This window comes from Kribbella sp. NBC_01510 (assembly GCF_045040325.1).
In the GTDB taxonomy this organism is placed as follows: domain Bacteria; phylum Actinomycetota; class Actinomycetes; order Propionibacteriales; family Kribbellaceae; genus Kribbella.
On record NZ_CP109418.1, the window covers coordinates 5707789 to 5731284 of the forward strand.

The 23496-nt window shown below is 69.7% G+C and carries 23 protein-coding genes; 16 read left to right on the top strand and 7 right to left on the bottom strand.

From position 1 onward, the window contains the following. Nucleotides 1–122: 122 nt before the first annotated feature. The 5 genes from OG558_RS28505 (at nt 123) to OG558_RS28525 (ending at nt 4424) form a co-directional block, all read left to right on the top strand. Entirely contained in the window at nt 123–1334 is a 1212-nt protein-coding gene (locus OG558_RS28505; protein WP_405072227.1) for a glycosyltransferase, read from the top strand. A gap of 100 nt (nt 1335–1434) precedes the next feature. Continuing rightward, the gene (locus OG558_RS28510) at nt 1435–1860 is read left to right on the top strand and encodes an adenylyltransferase/cytidyltransferase family protein (protein WP_405065747.1); all 426 of its coding nucleotides are present in this window, start codon (nt 1435–1437) and stop codon (nt 1858–1860) included. A gap of 235 nt (nt 1861–2095) precedes the next feature. Beyond that, nucleotides 2096–2821 (top strand): CDP-alcohol phosphatidyltransferase family protein, encoded by a 726-nt coding sequence (locus OG558_RS28515; RefSeq protein ID WP_405065748.1) that lies wholly within the window; start codon nt 2096–2098, stop codon nt 2819–2821. Then, nucleotides 2821–3237, top strand: coding sequence for an adenylyltransferase/cytidyltransferase family protein (locus OG558_RS28520; protein WP_329475684.1), 417 nt, complete (start codon nt 2821–2823; stop codon nt 3235–3237). The genes OG558_RS28515 and OG558_RS28520 overlap by 1 nt, the downstream gene beginning before the upstream one ends. Continuing rightward, nucleotides 3237–4424: a glycosyltransferase gene (locus OG558_RS28525; protein WP_405065749.1), complete on the top strand. Its 1188-nt coding sequence runs from the start codon at nt 3237–3239 to the stop codon at nt 4422–4424. Before OG558_RS28520 ends, OG558_RS28525 begins: the two co-directional genes overlap by 1 nt. An 866-nt stretch (nt 4425–5290) precedes the next feature. On the opposite strand, the gene nadA is transcribed toward OG558_RS28525, so the two are convergent. Beyond that, nucleotides 5291–6472, bottom strand: coding sequence for a quinolinate synthase NadA (gene nadA / locus OG558_RS28530; protein ID WP_405065750.1), 1182 nt, complete (start codon nt 6470–6472; stop codon nt 5291–5293). 82 nt (nt 6473–6554) lie between these two features. Here nadA and OG558_RS28535 point away from each other — a divergent pair, with 82 nt between their 5' ends. From OG558_RS28535 to OG558_RS28570, 8 genes are all read left to right on the top strand, one after another. Then, on the top strand, nt 6555–7286 hold the full coding sequence (locus OG558_RS28535; protein WP_405065751.1) for an NTP transferase domain-containing protein: 732 nt from the start codon (nt 6555–6557) through the stop codon (nt 7284–7286). A gap of 39 nt (nt 7287–7325) precedes the next feature. Beyond that, the gene (locus OG558_RS28540; RefSeq protein WP_328521936.1) at nt 7326–8201 is read left to right on the top strand and encodes a MoxR family ATPase; all 876 of its coding nucleotides are present in this window, start codon (nt 7326–7328) and stop codon (nt 8199–8201) included. A 6-nt stretch (nt 8202–8207) separates the two neighbouring features. Next, nucleotides 8208–9299, top strand: a complete 1092-nt coding sequence (locus OG558_RS28545) for a vWA domain-containing protein (protein ID WP_405065752.1) — start codon at nt 8208–8210, stop codon at nt 9297–9299. Then, on the top strand, nt 9292–10413 hold the full coding sequence (locus OG558_RS28550) for an XdhC family protein (RefSeq protein ID WP_405065753.1): 1122 nt from the start codon (nt 9292–9294) through the stop codon (nt 10411–10413). The genes OG558_RS28545 and OG558_RS28550 overlap by 8 nt, the downstream gene beginning before the upstream one ends. A 76-nt stretch (nt 10414–10489) precedes the next feature. Continuing rightward, complete coding sequence (locus tag OG558_RS28555) at nt 10490–10960, top strand: (2Fe-2S)-binding protein (protein WP_328521933.1); 471 nt, start codon at nt 10490–10492, stop codon at nt 10958–10960. Next, complete coding sequence (locus OG558_RS28560; protein WP_405065754.1) at nt 10957–13341, top strand: xanthine dehydrogenase family protein molybdopterin-binding subunit; 2385 nt, start codon at nt 10957–10959, stop codon at nt 13339–13341. Before OG558_RS28555 ends, OG558_RS28560 begins: the two co-directional genes overlap by 4 nt. After that, a complete protein-coding gene (locus OG558_RS28565) occupies nt 13338–14192 on the top strand; it encodes an FAD binding domain-containing protein (protein ID WP_405065755.1) in 855 nt (284 codons plus the stop codon). The genes OG558_RS28560 and OG558_RS28565 overlap by 4 nt, the downstream gene beginning before the upstream one ends. Continuing rightward, complete coding sequence (locus OG558_RS28570; protein ID WP_405065756.1) at nt 14189–15016, top strand: SRPBCC family protein; 828 nt, start codon at nt 14189–14191, stop codon at nt 15014–15016. The genes OG558_RS28565 and OG558_RS28570 overlap by 4 nt, the downstream gene beginning before the upstream one ends. Here the strand turns inward: OG558_RS28570 and OG558_RS28575 are convergent. Together OG558_RS28575 and OG558_RS28580 are read right to left on the bottom strand one after the other, a co-directional pair. After that, entirely contained in the window at nt 14988–15131 is a 144-nt protein-coding gene (locus tag OG558_RS28575) for an NUDIX domain-containing protein (RefSeq protein WP_405072228.1), read from the bottom strand. The two genes, OG558_RS28570 and OG558_RS28575, sit on opposite strands and share 29 nt — an antisense overlap. Before the next feature lie 187 nt (nt 15132–15318). Next, nucleotides 15319–15720 carry a VOC family protein gene (locus OG558_RS28580; RefSeq protein WP_405065757.1) on the bottom strand — a complete coding sequence of 134 codons (402 nt, stop codon included), beginning with the start codon at nt 15718–15720 and terminating at the stop codon, nt 15319–15321. Nucleotides 15721–15786: 66 nt separating this feature from the next. Between OG558_RS28580 and OG558_RS28585 the strand changes: the two genes are divergently transcribed. After that, nucleotides 15787–17124: a glycerate kinase gene (locus OG558_RS28585; protein ID WP_405065758.1), complete on the top strand. Its 1338-nt coding sequence runs from the start codon at nt 15787–15789 to the stop codon at nt 17122–17124. 154 nt (nt 17125–17278) lie between these two features. After that, on the top strand, nt 17279–17635 hold the full coding sequence (locus tag OG558_RS28590) for an iron-sulfur cluster assembly accessory protein (RefSeq protein ID WP_328521926.1): 357 nt from the start codon (nt 17279–17281) through the stop codon (nt 17633–17635). 57 nt (nt 17636–17692) lie between these two features. Here OG558_RS28590 and OG558_RS28595 read toward each other — a convergent pair whose 3' ends face one another. Next, nucleotides 17693–19180, bottom strand: a complete 1488-nt coding sequence (locus OG558_RS28595) for a DHA2 family efflux MFS transporter permease subunit (protein WP_405065759.1) — start codon at nt 19178–19180, stop codon at nt 17693–17695. 97 nt (nt 19181–19277) lie between these two features. Between OG558_RS28595 and OG558_RS28600 the strand changes: the two genes are divergently transcribed. Then, nucleotides 19278–19988: a TetR/AcrR family transcriptional regulator gene (locus tag OG558_RS28600; RefSeq protein WP_405065760.1), complete on the top strand. Its 711-nt coding sequence runs from the start codon at nt 19278–19280 to the stop codon at nt 19986–19988. A gap of 155 nt (nt 19989–20143) precedes the next feature. Here OG558_RS28600 and OG558_RS28605 read toward each other — a convergent pair whose 3' ends face one another. The 3 genes from OG558_RS28605 to OG558_RS28615 all read right to left on the bottom strand — a co-directional run bounded on the left by OG558_RS28605 (nt 20144) and on the right by OG558_RS28615 (nt 23452). Beyond that, nucleotides 20144–21112, bottom strand: a complete 969-nt coding sequence (locus tag OG558_RS28605; protein WP_405065761.1) for a MerR family transcriptional regulator — start codon at nt 21110–21112, stop codon at nt 20144–20146. A gap of 263 nt (nt 21113–21375) precedes the next feature. Continuing rightward, complete coding sequence (locus OG558_RS28610; RefSeq protein ID WP_405065762.1) at nt 21376–22701, bottom strand: amidase family protein; 1326 nt, start codon at nt 22699–22701, stop codon at nt 21376–21378. Between the two features lie 103 nt (nt 22702–22804). After that, the gene (locus OG558_RS28615; RefSeq protein WP_405065763.1) at nt 22805–23452 is read right to left on the bottom strand and encodes a GntR family transcriptional regulator; all 648 of its coding nucleotides are present in this window, start codon (nt 23450–23452) and stop codon (nt 22805–22807) included. Between the last annotated feature and the right edge of the window lie 44 nt (nt 23453–23496).

Consider the following 23496-nt stretch of genomic DNA (forward strand, 5'->3'; position numbering starts at 1 on the left):
TAGCGCAGCGGCGATAAGCGCTGTGAACCACAACTTCCTCAATGCACCCTCCGGGCGTTGCATTACCCCGTGAACCAGGTGTAGCCACCGCGAGACTTAAGGTAGTGCCCATGCGGGTCGCCATGTTGCACAACCGTTACCGGACGGGTCAACCCAGTGGCGAGAACACCGTCGTCGCGCAAACGGTTGATTTATTGCGTAACTCAGGACATGAGATCGACCTGTACGCCCGGAACAGCGACGATATCGCCGCCATGAGCCGAAAAGATCGCGCACTGTTACCGTTCCACTCCGTCTGGTCATTTTCGGCGGAACGCGATTTAACACATCTATTGCAGGCGCAGCGGCCCGATGTGGTGCACATCCACAACACGTTCCCGCTGTTCAGCGCCTCGGTGCTGCGCGCGGCGTACCGGCTGGACCTGCCGGTCGTGGCGACACTGCACAACTTCCGGCTGCTGTGCGCCAACGCGGTCCTGCAGCGCGACGGCCGGCCGTGCGAGTCCTGTGTGGGCAAGCTTCCGCTGGCCGCCGTCCGGCACGGTTGCTATCGCGAGTCCCGCGTGCAGACGTTGCCGCTGGCCACGAGTATCGGCGTCCACAACACACTGCACACCTGGCAGCGATACGTCACCACGCTGGTCGTGCCGTCCGAGTTCGTCCGGGACCGGTACGTCGCCGCCGGCTACGACCCGGATCAGTTCGTGGTCAAGCCGCACGCCGTACCGCACGCCGGCGCGGTGCGCAGTGGCCCTGGGGAGGGCGTGGTGTTCCTCGGCCGGCTGGTCGAGGACAAGGGGTTCGCGGATCTCCTGCAGGCCTGGGATTCCTCGCTCGGCAAGCTGGTCGTCGTCGGCGACGGACCGCTGCGCGCCGAGGCGGAGGAACGGGCTCGGCGGGACCGGTCTGTTCAGGTGCTTGGTCAGCTGCCTTGGGCGGCCGGCATGGATGTGCTCCGGTCCGCGCGCGCCGCCGTCGTACCGGCGCGTTCGTATGAAAGCTTCGGACTCGTGGTGGTGGAGGCGTTCGCGCACGGCGTCCCGGTGGTTGCGTCCCGGCTCGGCGCGCTCGCGGAGCTGGTCGACGACGGCGAGACGGGGGCGCTGGCCGAGCCCGGCGATCCGGAGGGACTGCGGAAGGCGATGGGGTTGGTCGCTGATCCCGAGACTTCGATAGCCTTCGGCGAACGAGCCCGACAGGTCTATCTCGATCGCTTCACCCCGGAGCGTGACCTCGCGGCGACGGAGAGGATCTACACCGATGCGATCGCCCGGCACGCGGACAGCGGCCGGACCCGACGGGGACGCTGGGCGGGCCGTGCGCGAACGGTATAAAGTCACCGCTGACGTGGGGGGCCGCGTCGCACCGGGCACATCGACACAGGGCTCCGTCCGAGAGTCGCAGGGGGCAGCGCTTTTGCTGGGGGATGGAAGCTTGTCGCGGATCGGATGTGTGGCCGGGGTCTTCGACCTGTTCCACGTCGGCCATGTCGACGTACTCGAGCGGGCTCGCCGCGCCTGCGACCGGCTGGTCGTGGGTGTGCTGACCGACGAGTGGGCGCTGGACGCCTGGGGTGCGAGGCCGTTCGTCCCGCTGGTCGAGCGGGCCCAGATCCTCGAGAACCTGCGGTGTGTCGACGAGGTGGTCGTCGTGGACGGCGTACGGCCGGAGTGGTTGACCGACGTACTGGAGGTCCGGACCGTGTTCGCCGCCAGTCGCCTGGACGGTGTGCTGGGAGTGGACGAGCTCGACGGGATCCCGCCCGCGCTGATCACCGTCCTGCCGGCCGGCCGCGGTTCCCGCAGCCCGATCCTGCGCGCCGCCATCGACCAGCGCCAGTCCCGCAGTTCCGTCGCATGACTGTGCTTTTGGCCGGGCCTTCGGCGCCGGCAGGGTCATGGGGCTCTACCTCCCGGTCTTCCCTAGTCGGTCCAGTCGCTGTGTCGGATGCCGCGCCTCCGGCGCGGCAGGTCATGGGGCTTGGCTCCCGGTCTTCCCTCGTCTCTCCGGTCGCTTCGCTCCCTGCGTTCCTCAGTCCAGACCGGGGCCCCATGACCGGGCTCCCTCCACTCCTCAGTCCAGGGCGGGAGGCCCCATGACCTCGTTGCGGGAGACGGTTGGACAGCTGTCCCGGGCGCAGAAGCCTTCGGCGGGTACGCCGGCGTACTCGCGGTTCGTGAACCGGCGGATCGGGCGGGTGTTCGCGGCGGCCGCCTTCCTCGGGCACCGGACGCCGAACCAGGTCAGCCTGGCTTCCGGCTTCTGTTCCCTGATCGGCATCATCTTGATCGCGCTGGTTCGACCGTCGTTGCCGCTGGCGCTCGCGGTGACCGCGCTACTGGTGCTCGGGTACGGGTTGGACTCCGCGGACGGACAACTGGCCCGGTTGCGCGGTGGCGGGTCGCCGCTCGGTGAGTGGCTCGACCACATGATCGACTCGATCAAGATCGTCCTGCTGCACAGCGCCGTACTGATCTCGTTCTACCGCTTCGATGCCTTCAGCAACGAGTTGGTGCTACTGGTCCCGCTGGCTTATGTCTGCATGTCGTCGGTGCTGTTCTTCGGGCTGATCCTGATCGACCAGCTGCGCCGGCGGCACGGCGGCGCGCAGCAGCCCAACCAGCGTGGCGATTCCGTGCTCAAGTCGTTGCTCATCGCACCGACCGACTACGGCATCCTGTGCCTGGTCTTCCTGGCCTTCGGCACGCCGTCGCTGTTCGTCGTCCTGTACGGCGCTCTGCTCGCGGCCAACCTGCTCTTCCTCGCGGCCGCATTCGCCAAGTGGTACCGGGAGATGGCCGTGCTGGGGGCGAACGGCTGATGGGCATCGTCGGCTACGCGCCCGGGGTCTACGACATGTTCCACATCGGCCACCTGAACATCCTGCGCCGGGCCCGCGAGCAGTGCGACCACCTGATCGCCGGCGTCGTCGAGGACGAGGTGGTGGCCCGGATCAAGGGTCGCCCGCCGGTGGTCCCGCACGACGAGCGGATGGACGTCGTCCGGGCCCTCGGCCTGGTCGACGAGGTGGTCAGCGACTGGTCCAGCGACAAGTTCGAGATGTGGAAACAGCTCCGGTACGACGTTCTTTTCAAAGGTGATGACTGGAAGGGCACCGAGAAGGGGATGAGACTGGAGAGGCTGCTCGGCGAGGTCGGCGCGCGGGTGCACTACTTCCCGTACACCGCTTCGACGTCCAGCACCGATCTGCGCAGGCTCCTGGAGGGGATGAGCTGATGCCGGCCCGGCCGAAGGTTCTGCTCAGTGCCTACGCATGCCGGCCGCAGGGTGGCTCGGAACCGGGGGCCGGCTGGGCCTGGGCGAAGGCCGCCGCACGTGATCACGACGTGTGGCTGCTGACCCGGGGCAAGTTCGCGCACGAGATCGCCGAGGAGTTGGCGATCCGGCCGGTTCCGGGGCTGACCGTCGTACCGCTCGAGCTGCCGAAGTGGGTCCTGCGGCTGCGGCGCCGGCCGTCGGACGTGTACTGGTACTACCCGCTGTGGCAGGGGCTGGCCCGTCGTACCGCCCGGGAGCTGCACGCGCAGCACACCTTCGACGTGATCCACCATCTGACCTTCGCGGTCGACTGGATGTCCGCCGGCGTGGTCGAGCAGTCGTCGGCCAAGGTGATCTGGGGACCGGTCGGCGGGTCGACCACGGCGCCGCTGTCGATGGCGCACTGGCTCGGGCCGCGTGGGCTGACGGCCGAGCTGGTACGGCGCGCCTTCACCGGCCTCCGTCGTCGCGTCACGGGCCGCAAGCTGGCCCAGAGCGCCGACCTGATGGTTGCCCAGAACAACGATGTTGCCGAGGCGTTCCGCCCGTACGCGCGGGAGATCGCGGTGCAGCCGAATGTCGCGATCCGGCGGTTCACCGCGTCCGGGCCGTACGAGCCGTTCGGTGCCCCGGGCATCAAGACGGCGCTGTTCGTCGGGCGGCTGATCCCGTGGAAGGGCGTGCTGCTCGGGATCAGCGCACTGGCGCGTCCCGAGGCGGCGAACTGGGAGTTGCGGATCATCGGCGACGGGCCGGACTGGCGGCGCGCGGAGCGGCTGGCCGACGAACTCGGGGTCCGCGACCGGGTCGAGTTCACCGGTCAGCTGCCGCGGGAGGACGTGCTCGCGGCGATGTTCCGCGCCGACGCCCTGCTCGCGCCGGCGCTGCGCGAGGCGGCCGGCTGGGCGGTGACCGAGGCCCTGGCGTCCGGGTGCCCGGTCGTCTGCGTCGACCGCGGCGGACCGGCCGTCATCGTCGGCCCCGGCGAAGGCATCGCGGTCTCCTGGCGAGGCGACGTCGTCGGCGAACTCGCCAAAGGCCTCGCATCCCTCCGCGGCCGCATCACCCCGGTCGACCGCTGGGGCCCCGACCGCCTCCCCGACATCCTCGCCACCTGGTACACCCCAGCCCGCGTCTCCCAGTGACAACCACGGCGCCCGCCTACGGACGACCGGCCCGTGCCTCCCAGTGACAACCACGGCGCCCGCCTACGGACGACCGGCCCGCGCCTCCCAGTGACAACCACGGCGCCCGCCTACGGACGACCGGCCCGTGCCTCCCATGGACAAATCGCCTCGTGCCTCCGCGGACGAGACAAGGGAATATCCGGCTGTTCTGCTGGATGTGTGGGCGAGGTGAGTCAGGCTGGTCGGTGTGCAGCTCGACAGGTGGTGTCGGTCCAGGGTGCCGGTCGGGCGAGGCGTTCACGCGTGAGATCGGCTGGCCCGGCCGGGCTGGGGCCGACACCTCCTGTCGACCTTGCACGTCCCAGCCTCCAGTTGCCCCCCATCAGCCTCCGCCCGGACCGAACCGACCGCACCGCGGGACACGGCGGAGTGGGAGCCGGGCGGGGCAGGGCGGAGCGGGAGCCGGGTGGGGCACGGGCGGAGCGGGAGCCGGGCGGGACACGGCGCAGCGGGAGCCGGGGCGGGTTCGTGGGGTTGACGGTGGGATCGGTGCGGATCTGCGGGACCTGGGACACCAGCTGGGGTCGCCGGACAGGTTGTGCCGTCGGCAGGTCTCGATCGGCGGCTCATCATGGGCGTCCGCGGTCCCTGGTACCTGTCCGAGGTCGCAGCGATCCCGCTGTCGGCCCGGGGGTCTCACACAGGACGTGGTGGGCGGGGACCTGATGTTGCAGATTCCCCGCCCACCACAAGCTGTCTCAGGTCAACGGATCCGGCCCCCGCCGAGGACGCGACACGTCGGCCACCACCCACACATCCAGCAGGAGAGCCGGATATCCCCTCGAACGGGAGCCGGTCGGTGGCGGGGCGGCGGGCGGGGTGGGTCAGTCGCGGGCGGTTTTGCCGGGGAGGGCGAGCATGCGGTCGAGGGCGAGCTTGGCGTACTTCTCGGTGTCCGGGTCGACCTTGATCGGGTTGACGACGTGGCCGGCGACCAGGTTCTCCAGCGCCCAGACGAAGTGCGGGAGGTCGATCCGGTTCATCGTGGCGCAGTAGCAGACCGCCTTGTCCAGGAACACGATGTTCTTGTCGGTGTGCTGCTTGGCCAGCCGCTGGACGAGGTTGAGTTCGGTGCCGACGGCCCACGACGTACCGGGCTCGGCCGTCTCGAGGGTCTGGATGATGTACTCCGTCGAGCCGACGAGGTCCGCCTTGGTCACGACGTCGTGCCGGCACTCGGGGTGCACGATCACGTTGACGCCTGGGACCCGCGCCCGTACGTCGTCGACCGACTCGGCCGTGAACCGCCCGTGCACCGAGCAGTGCCCGCGCCACAGGATCATCTTCGCCGCGGCCAGCTGCTCACGGGTCAGGCCGCCACCGGGCTTGTGCGGGTCGTAGACCACGCACTCGTCGAGCGAGATGCCCATCTTCAGTACGGCGGTGTTGCGGCCGAGATGCTGGTCCGGCAGGAACAGCACCTTCTCGCCCTGCTCGAACGCCCACTCGAGCGCGGTGTCCGCGTTGCTCGACGTACACACCGCGCCGCCGTTGCGGCCGCAGAACGCCTTGATGTCGGCGCTGGAGTTCATGTAGGTGACGGGCACGGTCACGTCCGCGACCCCGGCGTCGGCGAGGGCGTCCCAGGCCGCCTCGACCTGCTGGATCCGGGCCATGTCCGCCATCGAGCAACCGGCCGCCAAGTCCGGCAGGATCACGGTCTGCTCGTCGTTGGTGAGGATGTCCGCGGACTCGGCCATGAAGTGCACACCGCAGAACACGATGTACGGCGCGTCCGGCCGGTTGGCCGCGTCCCGGGCCAGTTTGAACGAGTCACCGGTGACATCCGCGAACTGGATCACCTCGTCGCGCTGGTAGTGATGCCCGAGCACGAACACCTGGTCACCCAGCGCCGCCTTCGCCTTCAGCGCCCGCTCGACCAGATCCGGGTCGGACGCCGGCGGCAACGCGCCCGGACACTCGACACCCCGCTCCGAGTGCGGGTCGGTGTTCTGTCCCAGGAACAGCAGAGGAAGAGCCTTAAGGCCATCCGCAGTAGTCGTCACGTCAAACATCGTGCCATGTCCCACCCCGACGGCCGCGTGGTACACATCACTGCCCAGATTGTGAAATCGCTACCCTCCGAGAGTGAAGATCGCAGGAATGGTGCTCGCCGCCGGAGCCGGCCGCCGGATGGGCAGCCCCAAGGCGCTGGTTCACGACCCCGACGGAGTCACCTGGGTGGTGCGCGCCGCTCGGTTGCTCGACGACGCAGGTTGCGCGCCGGTCGTAGTCGTCGTCGGAGCCGCGGCGGAGCAGGTGCGAGCAGAGCTCGCGGGGATGCCGGTCGAGGTGGTCGAGGCAACGAACTGGCCGGAAGGCATGGGCGCCTCCCTCCGCACCGGCCTCACCGCCCTGGGAGCCGCCGCGGGCTCGGACGACCCCGCGGGCTCGGACGACCCCGCGGGCTCGGACGACCCCGCGGGTTCGGATGACGCCGCGGGTTCGGATGACGCCGCGGGTTCGGATGACGCCGTCGGCGCGGACGCCGCTGTCGGCTACGACGCCGATGCCGGGCCGGAGGGCGTGCTCGTCGTTCCTGTCGATGTCCCCGGCCTGACGGTCTCCGTCCTCCAGCGGATCACGGCCGCCGGGAGCCGGCGTGCCTTGGTGCGAGCCGTCTACGGCGGCCGGCCCGGCCATCCGGTCTTGCTGGGGCGGGAGCACTGGGACGGGGTGATCGCCTCGGCCCGTGGAGACCAGGGCGCCCGCGCGTACCTGAAGGAACACGCTGTGGTGGAGATCGAGTGTTCGGATCTCGCGGAGGGTGCGGACGTGGACACCGTCGGGCAACTGCCGGAGGGACACCGGCCGGGCTGAGCCTTGGCATCCCGGGGTGACGGGGGCGATGCTGGGCAGATGAACCCCGTCGGCTCCGCGAGTGAGCTTGCCGAGCGTCTGCGGGGGACTGGGTATCTCGCCGGCGAGGGCCTGGCCACGGTCGGGTACCTGGCGCTGGCCCTGCATCGGCCGCTGCTGCTGGAAGGCGAGCCCGGAACCGGCAAGACCTCCCTCGCCGCCGCCCTCGCGGAAGCGCTCGGCGTCGAGCTGATCCGGTTGCAGTGCTACGAAGGCATCGACGCGTCCCAGGCCCTCTACGACTGGGACTTCCCGCGCCAGATCCTGCATCTGCGCACGGTCGAGGCGACCAGCTCCGACGCGGTCGTCGAAGAGGTGGAGAAGAGCCTGTTCGACGAGCGGTTCCTGCTCGCCCGTCCGGTCCTGCGGGCGCTCCGCGAGAGTCCCGCCGTCCTGCTGGTGGACGAGATCGACCGCGCCGACGACGAGTTTGAGGCGTTCCTGCTCGAGGTGCTCTCGACGCATGAGGTGACGATCCCCGAGCTCGGCACGATCACCGCCGACGAGCCGCCGATCGTCGTCCTCACCTCCAACCGCACCCGCGAGGTCCACGACGCGCTGAAGCGCCGTTGCCTCTACCACTGGATCGACCACCCGGGCCTGGCCCGCGAGGTGGAGATCGTCCGCACCCGCCTGCCCGAGGTGTCCGCCCGCCTGGCCGAACAGGTCGCCCGGTCGGTGCAGCGGATGCGTGAACTCGACCTGCTCAAGCCGCCCGGCGTCGCCGAGACCCTCGACTGGGCTCGCGCGCTCGATGCCCTCGGCACCGACATCCTCGACGTGGAGACCGCGGCCGCGACCCTCGGCGCGGTCCTGAAGTACCGCGAGGACATCGACCGCGTCCGCGCGTCGCTCGACCGGTTGCTGGCGAGCTGAGCCGAGATGACCACACCCGATGTCGCCCTCGCCGGCTTCGCATCGGCCCTGCGGTACGCGGGTCTGGCCGTGACCGCCGACCGCGTCCACGTCTTCCTCCGAGCGGTCGCCACCCTCGATGCGACCATGACCGCCGACGTGTACTGGTCCGGCCGAGCCGCGCTCTGCAGTGGACCGGACGATACGGCGAAGTACGACGAGGTCTTCTCGGCCTGGTTCTCCGGGGAGCGGTCGGGCGGGGTTGTCCGCCGTACGCCGCAATCTTCGGTGCAGGCCGCACTCGATGCCGACGACGGCGCCGCGGGGGAGGACAGCGACCGGACCGTGAACGTCTCCGCGAGCACGACGGAAGTCCTCCGACACCGCGATGTCGCCGAACTCTCGGCGAGCGACCGGGCCGAGCTGGCGCGACTCTTCGGCACGCTACGGCCGCGAGTTCCGGTCCGGCGTGCGACGCGGCGACGCCCGTCGTACCGGGGGGAGATCGACCCGCGGCGGACGCTCCGGGCCCAGCTGCGACAGGTCGGCGAGCCGGCCCGCGTCCAGTACCGCCGGCGCGGCACCCGCCCGCGCCGGATCGTCGTACTCGTCGATGTCTCCGGCTCGATGCGCCCGTACGCCGACAGCCTGCTGCGGCTCGCGCACACGATGGTCCAGCAGGCCCCGCGCTCGGTCGAGGTCTTCACCATCGGCACCCGGTTGACCCGGGTGACCCCGGCGCTGCGTCGCCGCGACGCCGAGTTCGCGCTCCGTGCGGCGGGGGACGTCGTACCGGACTGGTCGGGTGGTACCCGCCTTGGCGAGGTGCTGAAGGTGTTCCTGGACCGCTGGGGCCGGCGGGGGATGGCGCGGCGTGCCGTCGTCGTGGTCTGCAGCGACGGATGGGAGCGCGGGGACGCCGCGCTGCTGGGGGCGCAACTGGAGCAACTGGCCGGGCTGGCGCATCGCGTGGTCTGGCTCAACCCGCATCGGGGCAAGCCCGGGTACCTGCCGGTGCAGGCCGGGATCGTCGCCGTCCTACCGCACGTCGACGACCTCGTCGCCGGGCACAGCCTGGCCAGCTTCGCGGACCTTCTGGAGGTGGTCGCCGATGCGTGACGTGCTGGAGCGGTTGATGACCTGGTGGGACGCGGGGGAGTCGGTTGCCGTGGGCACCGTCGTCGCGACGTTCGACTCGGCGCCGCGGCAACCGGGTGCGGTGATGCTGGTCGGGCCCGGCCTGGAAGCCGTCGGCAGTGTCTCGGGCGGCTGCGTCGAGGGCGCCGTTTACCAGCTCGGTGAGGAGATCCTGGCCTCGGGCGAGCCGGTCCTGCAGCGGTACGGCGTCAGCGACGAGTCGGCCTTCGCCGTGGGCCTCACCTGCGGCGGGATCATCGATATCTTCGTGGAACGGATCGACCGGACGTCGTACCCGGAGCTCGCCGAGGTGGCCGGCGACATCGCTGCCGGGCGTCCGGTGGCGGTGGCGACCGTGGTCGCGCACCCGGATCCGGCGCGGGTCGGCCGGCGGCTGGTGGTCAGACCGGAGGGCCGGCCGGTCGCCGGGAGTCTCGGGTCGGAGCGGGCCGACGACGCGGTGGTCGACGACGCTCGCGGACTGCTGGAGAACGGCCGTACGGAGACGTTGGAGTACGGGCCGGACGGGCAGCGGCGAGGTGAGGGGATGCGGGTGTTCGTGTCGTCGTACGCGCCGGTGCCGCGGTTGCTGGTGTTCGGGGCGATCGACTTCGCGGCCGCGGTCGCGCGGCTCGGGTCGTTCCTCGGCTATCGCGTGACGGTCTGCGACGCACGGGCGGTCTTCGCGACCGCTTCACGCTTCCCGTCTGCCGACGAGGTGATCGTCGACTGGCCGCATCGCTACCTGTCCGCCGAGGCCGCCGCGGGCCGGATCGACGGCCGGACCGCGATCTGTGTGCTCACCCACGACCCGAAGTTCGACGTACCGCTACTGGAGGTCGCGCTGCGTCTGCCCGAGGTCGCCTACATCGGTGCGATGGGCTCCCGCCGCACCCACGACGACCGCCTCGAACGGCTCCGGGAAGCCGGTCTGACCGACGCCGAGCTGGACCGTCTCGCCAGCCCCATCGGCCTCGACCTCGGCGCCCGCACCCCGGAGGAGACCGCCGTCAGCATCGCCGCCGAGATCATCGCCCAGCACTGGGGCGGCGCCGGCGACCGCCTCTCGCGACGCGCGGGCCGCATCCACCACTGATCCGATCTCTTGTGGTCGAGATCACAGCGGAGCAGGATCAACCGTACGGCGGTTGCTGACATCTGGAGGCGGGGCAATGACCCGGATCACGGTCGAGGTCGACGGAAGCAGCTTCACGGACGACGTGGAGCCGCGCACGCTGCTGGTGCATTATCTGCGCGAGCAGCTGGGAAAGACGGGCACTGTGGTCGGCTGTGACACCGGCAACTGCGGCGCCTGCACAGTGCACCTGGACGGGCGGAGCGTGAAGTCCTGCTCACTGTTCGCCGTCCAGGCCGACGGGCACGAGGTGACCACGATCGAGGGCCTCGCGACCGACGGGCAGCTGCATCCGATGCAGCAGGCCTTCCACGAGAACCATGCCTTGCAGTGTGGATACTGCACACCCGGCATGATCATGCAATCCATCGATCTGATTGCCGACAATCCGGATCCCACCGAGGACGAGGTCCGCCTCGGCCTCGAAGGCAACCTCTGCCGCTGCACCGGCTACCAGAACATCGTGAAGGCCGTCCGGGCCGCAGCCGCCGCGGGAGGTGGCCGATGACCACCACCGAGGACCGCCCGGCGACCGAGATCGGCAATCCGCGCCGCCGCAAGGAGGACGCGCGCCTGATCACCGGCCGGACCCGCTGGACCGACAACATCGTCCTGCCCGGCATGCTGCATCTCGCGATGGTCCGGAGCCCGTTCGCGCACGCCCGGATCACCGCCATCGACACCGCGGCGGCCCGCGCTGCCACCGGTGTGATCGCCGTCCTGACCGGTGCGGACATCGCCGACGAGCAAGGCGGCCTGCCGAACGCGTGGGCCGTCGTCTCCGATCAGAAGGCCCCCGTCCACCCGTCGATGGCGGTCGAGCACGTCGCCTTCGCCGGCGAGATCGTTGCCATGGTCATCGCGCGGAACGCGGCCGAGGCGAACGACGCCGCCGATCTGGTCGACGTCGACTACGAGGAACTCGCACCCGCGCTCGACCTGCGGGCCGCGGCCGCGGACGAGGTGATCGCCCACCCGGACCTCGGGACGAACGTGTCGGCGGTCTGGTCCTACGACTCGGCCGAGGCCGGCTCCGGTGACGACGTGGACGCGGCGATCGCGGCGGCCCGTGACGGCGGGATCGTGATCGAGAAGGAGATCCGCCAGCAGCGGCTGATCCCGGCGTTCATGGAACCTCGCTCGATCGTCGTCGATCCGACCACCGAGCAGATGACGGTCTGGTCGTCGACCCAGGTGCCACACTTCGTGAAGATCTTCATCGCACTGGTGCTCGGCATCCCGGAGCACAAGATCCGCGTGATCGCGCCGGACGTCGGCGGTGGCTTCGGCGGCAAGCTCCAGTTCACGCCGGAGGAAGTGCTCACGGTCATCGCGGCGCGTCACACCGGAAAGCCCTGTAAATACAACGAAACCAGGTCCGAGTCGCTGATGGCGGCGCACCACGGCCGGGACCAGTGGCAGAAGCTCACGCTGGCCGCGAACGCCGACGGCACGGTGACCGGGCTCAAGGTCGACCTGATCGCGAACATGGGCGCGTACCTCGGTTTGGTCACCTCGGCGATCCCGCTGCTCGGGGCCTTCATGTACAACGGCATCTACAAGTTCCCGTCGTACCGCCTCGGCATCACCAACGTCTTCACCAACACGACCTGGACCGACGCCTACCGGGGCGCCGGGCGGCCGGAGGCGACGTTCGCGATCGAGCGGCTGATGGACGAGCTCGCGGTCCGGGTCGGCGCCGACCCGCTGGAGATCCGCGAGCGGAACTGGATCAAGCACGAGGAGTTCCCGTTCTCGACGGTGTCCGGGCTGCGCTACGACTCCGGCAACTACGAGGCGGCGACCGCGAAGGCCAAGGAACTCTTCGGGTACGACGAGCTGCGCGCGGAGCAACTGAAGCGGCGCGAGGCCGGCGACCCGGTCCAGCTCGGCATCGGTATCTCGACGTACACCGAGATGTGCGGGCTGGCGCCGTCGCGCTGGCTCGGCTCGATGGGGTACGTCGGCGGCGGCTGGGAGCACGCGGCGGTCCGGATGCTGCCGACCGGGAAGGTCGAAGTGATCACCGGGACCAGCCCGCACGGCCAGGGGCACGAGACCGCGTGGAGCCAGCTGGTCGCCGACCGGCTCGGCGTCGCGTTCGAGGACATCGAAGTCCTGCACGGTGACACGCAGGTCGCCCCGCGTGGCCTGGACACCTACGGCTCCCGCTCGCTGTCGGTCGGCGGGATGGCGGTGCTCGCCGCGGCCGACCGGGTGATCGAGAAGGCGAAGCCGATCGCGGCCCAGCTGCTCGAGGCCAATGTCGACGACCTCGAGTTCACGGCCGGCCGGTACGGCGTCCGCGGTACCGAGTCGGGGATGACGATGGCCGAGCTCGCGTTCGCGGTCTTCCAGGGGCACAAGCTGGACGGTTCGGCGGAAGGTTGCCTGGACGCCGAGGCGACCCTCGACCCGGACGACTTCTCGTTCCCGCACGGCACCCACCTCTGCGCGGTCGAGGTCGACACCGAGACCGGGGCGACGACCATCCGGTCCTATGTGAGCGTCGACGACGTAGGAGTCGTGGTCAATCCACTGATCGTCGAGGGGCAGGTGCACGGCGGTCTGGCGCAAGGCATCGCGCAGGCGCTGTTCGAGGAGGCGGTGCACGACGATTCTGGCACGCTGGTCACCGGGTCGTTCGACCAGTATCTGCTGCCGGGCGCGCCCGATCTGCCGAGGTTCGAGACGGCACGCACGGAGACTCCGGCGACGACGAACCAGCTGGGTGTGAAGGGTGTCGGCGAGGCCGGCACGATCGCGTCCACGCCGGCGGTCGTCAATGCGATTGTCGACGCGGTCCGGCACCTCGGTGTGACGGATGTCGCGATGCCATGTACGCCGTACCGCGTGTGGAAGGCGTTGCAGGAAGGAGCCAAGTCATGATTCCCGCGGCGTTCGAGTACTTCAGCCCGACGTCGGTGGACGAGGCAGTGGCCTTGCTGCGTGAGCACTCCGACGCGAAGGTGCTGGCCGGTGGGCAGAGCCTGACGCCGGTGCTGCGGTTGCGGCTGGCGGCGCCGGAGACGATCGTCGACCTCGGCAAGATCGACGAGCTGCGGGGCATCCGTGACGACGGGGACGCGCTGGTCCTCGGCGCGATGACACCGCACAGTACGGTGGAGTCCGATCCGCTGGTCGGCGAGCATGCCCGGTTGATTTCGTTGGCGACGGCAACGGTCGGGGACCCGCAGATCCGGCACCGCGGCACGTTCGGCGGCTCGCTCGCCCATGCCGATCCAGCCGGTGATCTCCCCGCGGTGGCGGTCGCACTCGACGCGTCGTTCGTGATAGCCGGGCCGGATGGTCGGCGTACCGTGGCCGCGGCGGACTTCTTCCAGGGAGTGTTCAGTACGGCGCTCGCCGAGGACGAAGTGCTGGTCGAGATCCGGGTGCCGAAGTACACCGGTTGGGGAGCGCACTACGAGAAGTTCAACCGGGTCGCCCAGGCGTGGTCGATCGTGTCCGTCGCGGCGGCCGTCCGGCTGGACGGCGACTCGATCGCGGAGGCGCGCGTTGCGCTCGGCAACATGGGGTCGACGCCGATCCGGGCGAGCGCGGTCGAGGATGCGCTGATCGGCCGGCCCGCGACAGCCGAAGCGGTGCGCGAGGCCGCTGCCCGGGCCGCGGAGGGGACGTCGCCGGTGACCGACATCAATGGTGATGCGGACTATCGGCGGCATCTGGCGACGGTGCTCACCCGGCGGGCGGTCCTGGCTGCGGCAGGTACCGGATGAGGCTGGAGCACAAGTTCGTCGTACCGGCTCCGATCGAGCAGACCTGGGCCGCGTTCAACGACCTCGAACGGGTGGTGCCGTGTTTCCCCGGCGCCACCCTGACGTCGTACGACGGCAACGAGTTCACCGGCTCGGTCAAGGTGAAGCTCGGGCCGATCTCGTTGCAGTACACCGGCAACGGCGCCTTCGCCGAGCGCGATCCGGCGGATCACCACGCGGTGATCGAGGCCAAGGGCAAGGACCGGCGCGGCAACGGTACGGCGATCGCGAAGGTCACCACGTACCTCACCGCGTCCGGGCCGACGTCCACGGAGGTCACCGTCGCCACCGACCTCACCATCACCGGCCGGCCGGCCCAGTTCGGCCGCGGCCTGATCCAGGAGGTCTCCAACAAACTCCTCGACGACTTCATCGCGTGCCTGGTCACCAAACTGGAAGCCCCAGTCGAGGCGGCGCCTTCCACGGGCCTGGCAGCCTCGGTTGCCGCCGCACCCGCGGCTGAGCCGACCTCGCCGGCCGCTCAGGCCGGGCCGGCACCGTCAGCTGACGCAGCCACGTCACCCGAAGGCACCACGTCAGCCGGAGGTGCAGTGTCAGTTGGAGGTGCAGCATCGGCCGCGGGCGCCACCTCGCCTGACCGGCCCCCGTCACCCGCGGACACCTCGACCGCCTCCCGCACAAGCACGGAGCCTGAAACAGAGACCGTCGCGGAAGTGTCGCTCAACCTCGGGACAACACTGCTCCCCGTGCTGGCCCGCCGAGCCCGCCCGTACATCATCGGCGCGATCGTAGCCCTCATTCTCCGCCGACTACTCCGCCGCTGACGGGCGGGCGAGGGTCGCCCTCAGCCGGCCGTTCGCCCGGAGCGACTCCACCACCCGGCAGACACCACTCACCGTTGTCGCTCCGCCGAGTCAGCAGCAGCCGATCTCCATCCATCACCGCCGCGGCCGCACCAACCTCAGCGAAGCGGTCCGCCCGACCCGCTCGCCGTACTCATGCCTCGTGGACCCGGGCACCGCGGAGGGTCGTCAGCCATGCTGCGACAGTGGCCGGTGCGGCACCATTGCTCATTTCCGGAACATTGCTGCCACTGGGTGACGATTCCTTTCCGAAGATCGGCCGATCAGAACTGGTCGGGGACGGGTGGGCCGCCGGGTGGCCACTCGACCAGCTCGATGCGGTAGCCGTCGGGGTCTGTGAGCCAGGAGGTCTTCGGGCCCTCGGGGCCACCGGGGAGTTCGGGGGCGCCTGGGTTCAGGCCGGCTGCGGTGAGGCGCTCGAGGGTGGTGTCGAGGGAGTCGGCCTCGATGGCGAAGTGTTCGAAGCCGCCGGCCTCGACCGGGCCCGCGCCCGGCGTGTGCACGAGTTCGAGCGACACCGACGTCTCGCCGGGCAGCTTGAGCCAGACCAGGCTGGATCCGTCATCGAACGGGACAGTGCCGAGCTCGGTGTAGCCCACGGCCCGGTAGAACTCGAGCGACCGGCCGAGGTCACTGACGCGGAGCGCGAACAGGATCGTCTTCATGCCGACGATCCAACTGGTCGTGATACGCGGGGTCAACGATCGCCCGGGGTAGGAGAGGATGGCGGCATGCGAGTGCTGATTGCGCCGGACAAGTTCGCGGGCACGTTGACGGCCGTGGAGGCGGCCGCGGCCATCGAGGAAGGGTGGCGGCGGCGGGATCCGGAGGCCGAGGTGCTGGTGGCGCCGATGGCGGACGGCGGGCCCGGGTTCATCGACGTACTCTCCGCGGTCGTCGGCGGGACGCTGCTGTCGGTCACCGTTCGCGGACTGCTCGGCGACGACACCCCGGCGACGGTGCTGCTCGCGGGCGAAACGGCGTACGTCGAGACCGCGCAGGCGTGCGGGTTGCACCTCGTGGAGCCGAAGCTGCGCAGGCCCGAGGACGCGACGACGTACGGCGTGGGTCAGCTGATCGCGGCCGCGGTCGACGCCGGGGCGAAGCGGATCATCCTCGGACTCGGCGGCTCGGGCACGAACGACGCCGGCGCCGGACTACTCGCCGCCCTCGGCGCAACGGCAACCAGCGGTCATCAGACGCCCGACGGTGATCAGATGCCCGGCGGTGATCAGACGCCCGACGGTGGTCAAGCGACCGGCGACGGTCGGGCGACCGGCGGTGATCAGGCGGCCGATGGTGGTCAAGCGGCCGATGGTGGTCAAGCGGCCGATGCTGGTCGGGCGGCCGGCGGTGGTCAAGCGACCGGCGGTGGTCAGGCGGCCGATGGTGGCCAGTTGACCGGCGGTGATTCGGCGGTGGGTGCGTCGAGTGGTCGGCTGGACGCCGGGGCTGCCGGGCTCGCCGGGTTGACGTCGGTGGACCTGGAGCCGGCTCGGGCGCGGATGGCGGGGATCGAGTTCGTCGCGGCGAGTGACGTCGAGAACCCGATGCTCGGGCTCCGTGGCGCCACCAACATCTTCGGCACCCAGAAGGGGATCACCGACGACCGCAAGCCCCAGGTCGACGGGTGGCTGACCCACTTCGCCGAGCTGGCCGACCGGAAGACCGCGGACAAGAAGGGCGCCGGCGCCGCGGGCGGGCTCGGGTACGCGCTGCTGCTGCTGGGCGCCGAGCGGGTGTCCGGGATCGACCTGGTCGCGGAGCTGACCGGGCTGAAGGAGAAGGCGTCGCGGGTGGACCTGGTGCTCAGCGGCGAGGGTGCGTTCGATTTCCAGTCCCGCGACGGCAAGGTGATCGCCGGGGTCGCGAAGGTGGCCAACGACGCGATGCGGCCATGCGTCGTACTGGCAGGAAAGGTCCTCATCGGGGCCCGCGAGATGCGCACGATGGGCGTCGAGTCGGCGTACTCCTTGGTGGACCTGGTCGGCGAGGAGCGCGCCTTCGCGGATGCACACGGATCGCTCGCGGCGGTTGCGGAGCGTGTTGCCCGCACCTGGGCTCGCTGACCAGCCTTTGACCGGGGTAGTTGATCCTGGAAATTGGTGTGCGACCATGGGAATGGTTCCGGATCGGCGCTTGTTGGTGCGGAATGACAGCGGACTTTCCGCGCACGGCTGCCTGCCACGCAGCCGGGCGCTCACGAGATGACTGGAGTCAGGAATGACTGAAGCGCAGACCGAGCAGGCCGTCGCCACGGGTGTGATCCTCACCGACGGGGCCGCCGCCAAGGTGAAGGCGCTGCTCGAGCAGGAAGGTCGCGACGACCTCGCGCTGCGAGTCGCCGTGCAGCCGGGTGGTTGCTCCGGCCTGCGGTACCAGCTGTTCTTCGACGAGCGTCAGCTCGACGGCGACGTGGTCGCCGGCTTCGGTGGCGTGAACGTCGTGACGGACCGGATGAGCGCGCCGTACCTGAAGGGCGCCTCGATCGACTTCGTCGACACCATCGAGAAGCAGGGCTTCACGATCGACAACCCGAACGCGACCGGCTCCTGCGCCTGCGGCGATTCGTTCAACTGATCTACCGCCGAAGCCCCGCTCGCCACACTAGGCGAGCGGGGCTTCGTCACGCCCGGATCAGTGCGCCGAGGCTCCTTCGCGGGCGCGCTTCGGCAGCAGCCAGGTGACCGCGAGGCTGATCAGGAACATCCCGATCGCGACCAGCACAGCTGTCTTGGTGGCGCCGAGGAACGCGTGCGCCGGCAGCAGCTGGAAGAAGATCGTGCCGATCACCGCGACTCCGATCGCGCCGCCGAACTGCTGCATGGCGGTCAGTACGCCGGACGCCGAGCCCGCGGCCTGGTCGTCGATCGATGCCAGGATGATGTCGAACAGCGGCGCGAACACCAGGCCGGCACCGATCCCGGTGGCGAGGGTCGCCGGCACAAGGTTCCAGATCGTGGTCGCATCGCCGTACGCGTGCAGGGTGAACCAGACACCGCCCATCGCCAGCGTCATCACCGCGACGCCCAGCTGTAGTGCCTTCCGCCCGAGCTTCGGAGCGAGCAGGCCGCCGGACAGCGGCGCGCCGATCGCGATCCCGAGCGAGAACGGCACCATCGCGAGGCCGGCCTTCAGCGGGCTGTAGTGCAGTCCGAGCTGGGTGAACAGGTTGAAGACCAGCATGAAGCCGGACATCGCCAGGAAGAACGTGGTGATCACGCCGAGGCCGGCGACGTACCCGCGGTTGCGGAACAGGGACGGGTCGATCACCGGGTTGCCGGAGCGGCGCTCACGCCGGCCGAACAGGACGAATGTCGGCACCGACGCGACCATCATCAGGATTGTCCACAACGGCCAGCCGAGCTCGCGGCCCTGGACCAGTGGGTAGATCAGCAGACCGGACGCGAGGCTGACCAGGATCACACCGGCCGCGTCGAGCCGGGACGCGCCCGGCGTCTTCACCTCGGGCATGAACCGGAGCGCGCCGACCAGGGCCGCGATGCCGATCGGGACGTTGATGAAGAAGATCATCCGCCAGCCGGCGTCGAACCAGTTCGCGTCGATCAGGGCACCGGCGATGATCGGGCCGGCCACCGCCGACAGACCCATCACCGGGCCGAACATCGCGAACGCCTTGCCGATCTCGTCCGCCGGGAAGACCGCCTTCAGGATCGCGAAGCCCTGCGGGATCATCACCGCGCCGAGCAGACCCTGCGCCACCCGGCTGCCGATCAGTAGCTCAGGGCTTGTCGACAATCCGCAGATCGCGGAGGCGACGGTGAACCCGACGGCGCCGATCAGGAAGAGCCGCCGCCGGCCGACCAGGTCGCCGAGCCGGCCGAAGCTGATCAGCCCGATCGCGAACGCCAGCGTGTACCCGGCCAGCATCCACTGCATCGCCGACTCCGACCCGCCCAGCTCGGCCCGGATCGACGGCGCCGCGATGTTGACGATCGTCGCGTCGACGAGGTCCATGATCTCGGCGATCAGCACGGTCGCGAGGACGAGCCAGCGCCAGCGGTACGGCGTACTCGCGGAGCCGGTCGGTGGTTGGGCGGCTGGGTTGGCCCGGGTGGCAGGCGTGGCCGGGTTGGCCGAGGAGGTGGCGGTCGAGGTGCTCATCGGTGGCTCCTGGGATTGCGAACGGTGTTCGTTGACGAACACTGTTCTACGCGCGAACAGTGTTCCTGTCAAGTACGGTGTTCGCTACAGTGGGGCCATGACCCAGTCGCCGTGGCAGCCGATCAGTCCCGAGAAGCCCGTCCGCGCGGCCCGAGCGCCGCTGACCCGGGAGCGGATCGTCGACGCGGCCATGCGGGTGCTGGTCGAGCAGGGGTACGAGGCCGTGTCCATGCGCAAGGTCGCCTCGGCGCTCGGGACCGGACCTGCGTCGCTCTACGCGCACGTCGCGAACAAGAAGGAGCTCGATCAGCTGCTGGTCGACCGCGCGGCGCAGGACATGAAGCTCCCTGAGACGCCGGATCCGGAGCGCTGGCAGGAGCAACTGAAGGACGCGATGCGTGAACTGCTCCGGGTGATGCGGGCGAACCCGGGCGTCGCCCGAGCCGCGATCGGGCAGGTACCGCTGGGGGAGCGGGCCCTGCTCAGCACCGAACGGATCCTCGGCATCCTCAAGGCCGGCAACCTCCCCGACCAGGCCGCCGCCTGGGCCGTCGACCTGATCCCGCTCTACGTCACGGCGATCGCCTTCGAGGAGAGCGTGCAGGGAGCCGCCGGCTGGACCGAAGCAGACGTCGAAGGCTTCGTCGCCGGCCTCCGCAACTTCTTCGCCTCCCTCCCCGCCGACCGCTACCCCCTGACCATCGCCCTAGCCGGCCCCCTCACCTCCGGCGCCACCACCGACGCCCGCTTCGAATTCGGCCTCACCGTCATAGTCGCCGGCCTAGCCGCCCTAGCCGAAACCCCATAACCCCGCCCCCAGCCCGCGCCCCAGCCTGCGCCGCGTCCAGCGTCTCCCGGCTCCCTGCCCGCCGCCGAAGGAGCCGCAATCCCAGCCCCGCGCTGCGGCCGCGCTTTCGCTGGGTCTACCTATTCGCCGAGGCCTGACTGCTCGCCGCAGCCTGACTACTCGCCAAGGCTTGATGGCTCGATCGGCTCTTGGAGTTCGGTGACCCAGTCAGAAGGGTCCTCCGGGCAGTCGAGGTAGAGCTCCCGGGCAGGCTCGCTGGACCGATAGCCGTTGTCGTCGATCCAGCGAGCCAGCGCCTGCCACGCAGGCAGCACCTGGTCGATCGGCCCGCGATACACCAGCGTCGCAACTCGCACCGCCGGCATATCAATCACCTCAAGCCCATTGAGGTTGCCGCCGACCCGCTCCGCGTTGCCACCGACCCGCTCCGCGTTGCCGTCAGCCAGTGCCGCATTGCCACGAGCCCGTTCGGTGTCGCGGCCGGCTGCCTCCTGGTTGCTGTCAGCCCCCTTCAGGTTGCTGTCGGCATCGAGAGTGGCCGGGACAGTCGCGCGTACGACGACCTCGTCCTCATCCTCGCCCGACTGCGGTCGCGACCGTTCGTACAGACACGTCAAGCGGCCGACCGGTCGGACATCAGCATCGGGGAGCCGGCAGCCGAGTTCGTTACAGAGCGGACGGATAACCGGGCCGATGTCCTCCGGAGTGAAGCTCGCAGCCGTGGTGGTCAGTCCGACCAGCCGGATCGCGGGCAGATCCTTGATCACCACGTCGGCGGCGGGCAGATCGCCCGTGATGCCACGCAGCCGCGACTCGACTTGCGCAAGCCTGGCATAGCTCTCGGCGACGCTCGACTCCAGTTCCGCGCGTCGGATTGTCAACAATGCGCGCAGCTCGGCCGGGCTGATCTCGTCCGCGATCATCGTCCGCACCTGCTCGAGCCCGAAGCCGAGGTCCTTCAACGCGACGATCCGGTTCAGCTCGGCGAACTGCCCGGCGGTGTAACTGCGATAGCCCGTCGTCGGATCGACGTACGCCGGCCGCAGCAGCCCAATCGCGTCGTAATGCCGCAACATCCGAACCGACACCCGCCCGTGCCGCGCGAACTCCCCGATGGCGAACAATCCCCACTCCCTTCCAACTCGACGCTAACGCACCCCCATCCGATCCGATGCTCGCGTGCCGGCCCATTTAGCCGAGTGCTCGCGCGCCCCGCCCATCCGAGGCGAGGCTCGCGTGCGCCCATCTGAGCCGAGGTTCGCGCGCTCCCGTCTGAGGCGACGCTCGCGCGCTCCGGTCCGGGGCGACACTCGCACGCTGCCATCGAGGTGACGCTCACGCGTCGCCAGCGGCGGGTCCTCGCCGGCTCAACCAGCTGCCGAGTGACTCAAGCAGCGAGCAGTTCTGCGAAGGTGATGGCGGTGTCGTCCTCGTGCCACGGACCGATCACCTGTGCGCCGACGGGCAGGCCGTCCGGCGTCTGTCCGATCGGCATGCTGAGCGCGGGATGACCGATCAGCGAGGCGTGGGCGATCCAGAACGCCTGAGCGTCGTACCGCTGCTCGCCGTACGACGTCCTGATCGTCCGCTCCTCGAACGGCCGGTCGTCGTGGGGGAACGCGGCGGTGAAGCTGGTCGGACACAGGAACACATCGACATCCTCGAAGTACTGCTGCCACTTCTGTCGCCCGACCATCCGCCGACGCTCCTGCTCGATCACCTCGGCGAGACTCGCGGACGACGGTGCGCCGCCGTGCAACGCGAAGAACAGCTCGACTTGGGATCCGAACGCCTCGGCCTGCTCATCGGGATCGACCCCGTCGGGCCAGCCCTCGACGATCTTCGCGCCACTCCGACCGAGCCGATCGATCGTCTCGGACAGCGCCGCGCCCACCTCGCTCGACACGGGCGCGGCCGCATGGTCGGACACAACGCCGACCCGGAAGTCCGCAAGCCGCTGCCGCCGCGAGGGCCGAAGCTCCCACGAGAACGGCGCCGCCGGCCCGCCGGTCACCCGCAGTGCCGTCCGCAGGTCCGCGGCCGATCGCGCGAGTGGTCCGATTGTCGACAAGTTCGGGAACTCGTTCGGCAGTTCCGGCGGGCCCGGCACCTGGAATCCCTGCAGTGGGACCAGTCCGGTGGTCGGCTTCAGCCCGTAGACACCGCAGTACGCCGCGGGCAGCCGGATCGACCCGACGAGGTCCGACCCGTACTCGAGGTAGCTCAGTCCCGCGGCCGTCGCCGCCGCGCCACCTCCGCCCGAGCCGCCCGGCGTACGGGTCAGGTCGGCCGGGTTGTTTGTCCGTCCATAGATCTCGTTCGAGGTCTGCCCGAAATCCGCGAGCATGGTGTGGACATTGCTCTTGCCGACAATGATCGCGCCGGCCCGGCTGAGTCGCTCGACCACAGTCGCATCCCGATCCGCGACGTACTCCGCGAACGCCGGATTGCCCCACGTCGTACGCATCCCCGCGACGTTGAAGCACTCCTTGATCGTCATCGGTACGCCGTGCAGCGGTCCGACCGCACGCCCCTCCGCGACAGCCGCATCAGCCGCATCCGCGGCTCGCAGTGCAAACTCCGCCCGCGTCTCCACGACCGCATTCACCGCGTCGTCACCCGCGATCCGCGCCAGCATGCCCTCGGTCGCCGCCCGCGACGTGACCTCACCGCGCCGAATCCGCTCCGCAATCTCCGTAGCCGTCGTCATCATGCCGCCGGTCTACGCCCTCACACAGTGTCAGAGTCAACCAACCCACCAGCCTCCGAAAGCCCGGGCAACCGCTGACACCCTGCGGCTAACCGGCGACCGCTAACTAGCTGCTGGTGAGGCGGGCGATGGCGTCTTCCATGTGGGCGGCCAGGAGGTCGTCGGCTTGGAGGTGGTCGCCGGCGCGGATGGCCTCGGCGATGTGTCGGTGTTCGTCGACGCGGGCCTCGGCTCCCGAGTAGCTGGCCGCGAGGGCGTGGATGCACATCCGGGTTTCGGTGATGAGGGTTTTGTGGATGCGGGTCAGGCGGGGGCTGGCGGCCAGGTGGACCAGGAGTTCGTGGAAGGCGATGTCGATCTCGCCGACGGCGGCTGGGTCGCCTTCGGCTTCGCTCATTTTGCGGACTACGGCGAGGAGTTCGTCTCCAGCCGCCTCGTAGTCGCCGGCGACGACTCGGCGGGCGGCGGTGCGTTCGATCGCCTCGCGGGCCAGGTACATGTCGCGGATCTCGTCCACCGTCATGTCGATGACGAACAGGCCGCGGTTGCGGATCGGGACCAGCAGGCCTTCCTGGGTGAGCCGCTGCATGCCTTCCCGGAGCGGCCCGCGGCTGACGCCGAGCTTGCGGGCCAGGTCCGCCTCGCCGAGCTGGGCGCCGGGCTTGAGCTCGCCGGCTCCGATCGCCTTGCGCAGTTTGTCGGCGATGATGCTCGGCGTCGACTCCTGCGTCAGCGGCTCGATGTAACTGGTCACGCGTAGGTCCCCCTTGATGAAAACAGACTGCCCAAGCTTGGCAG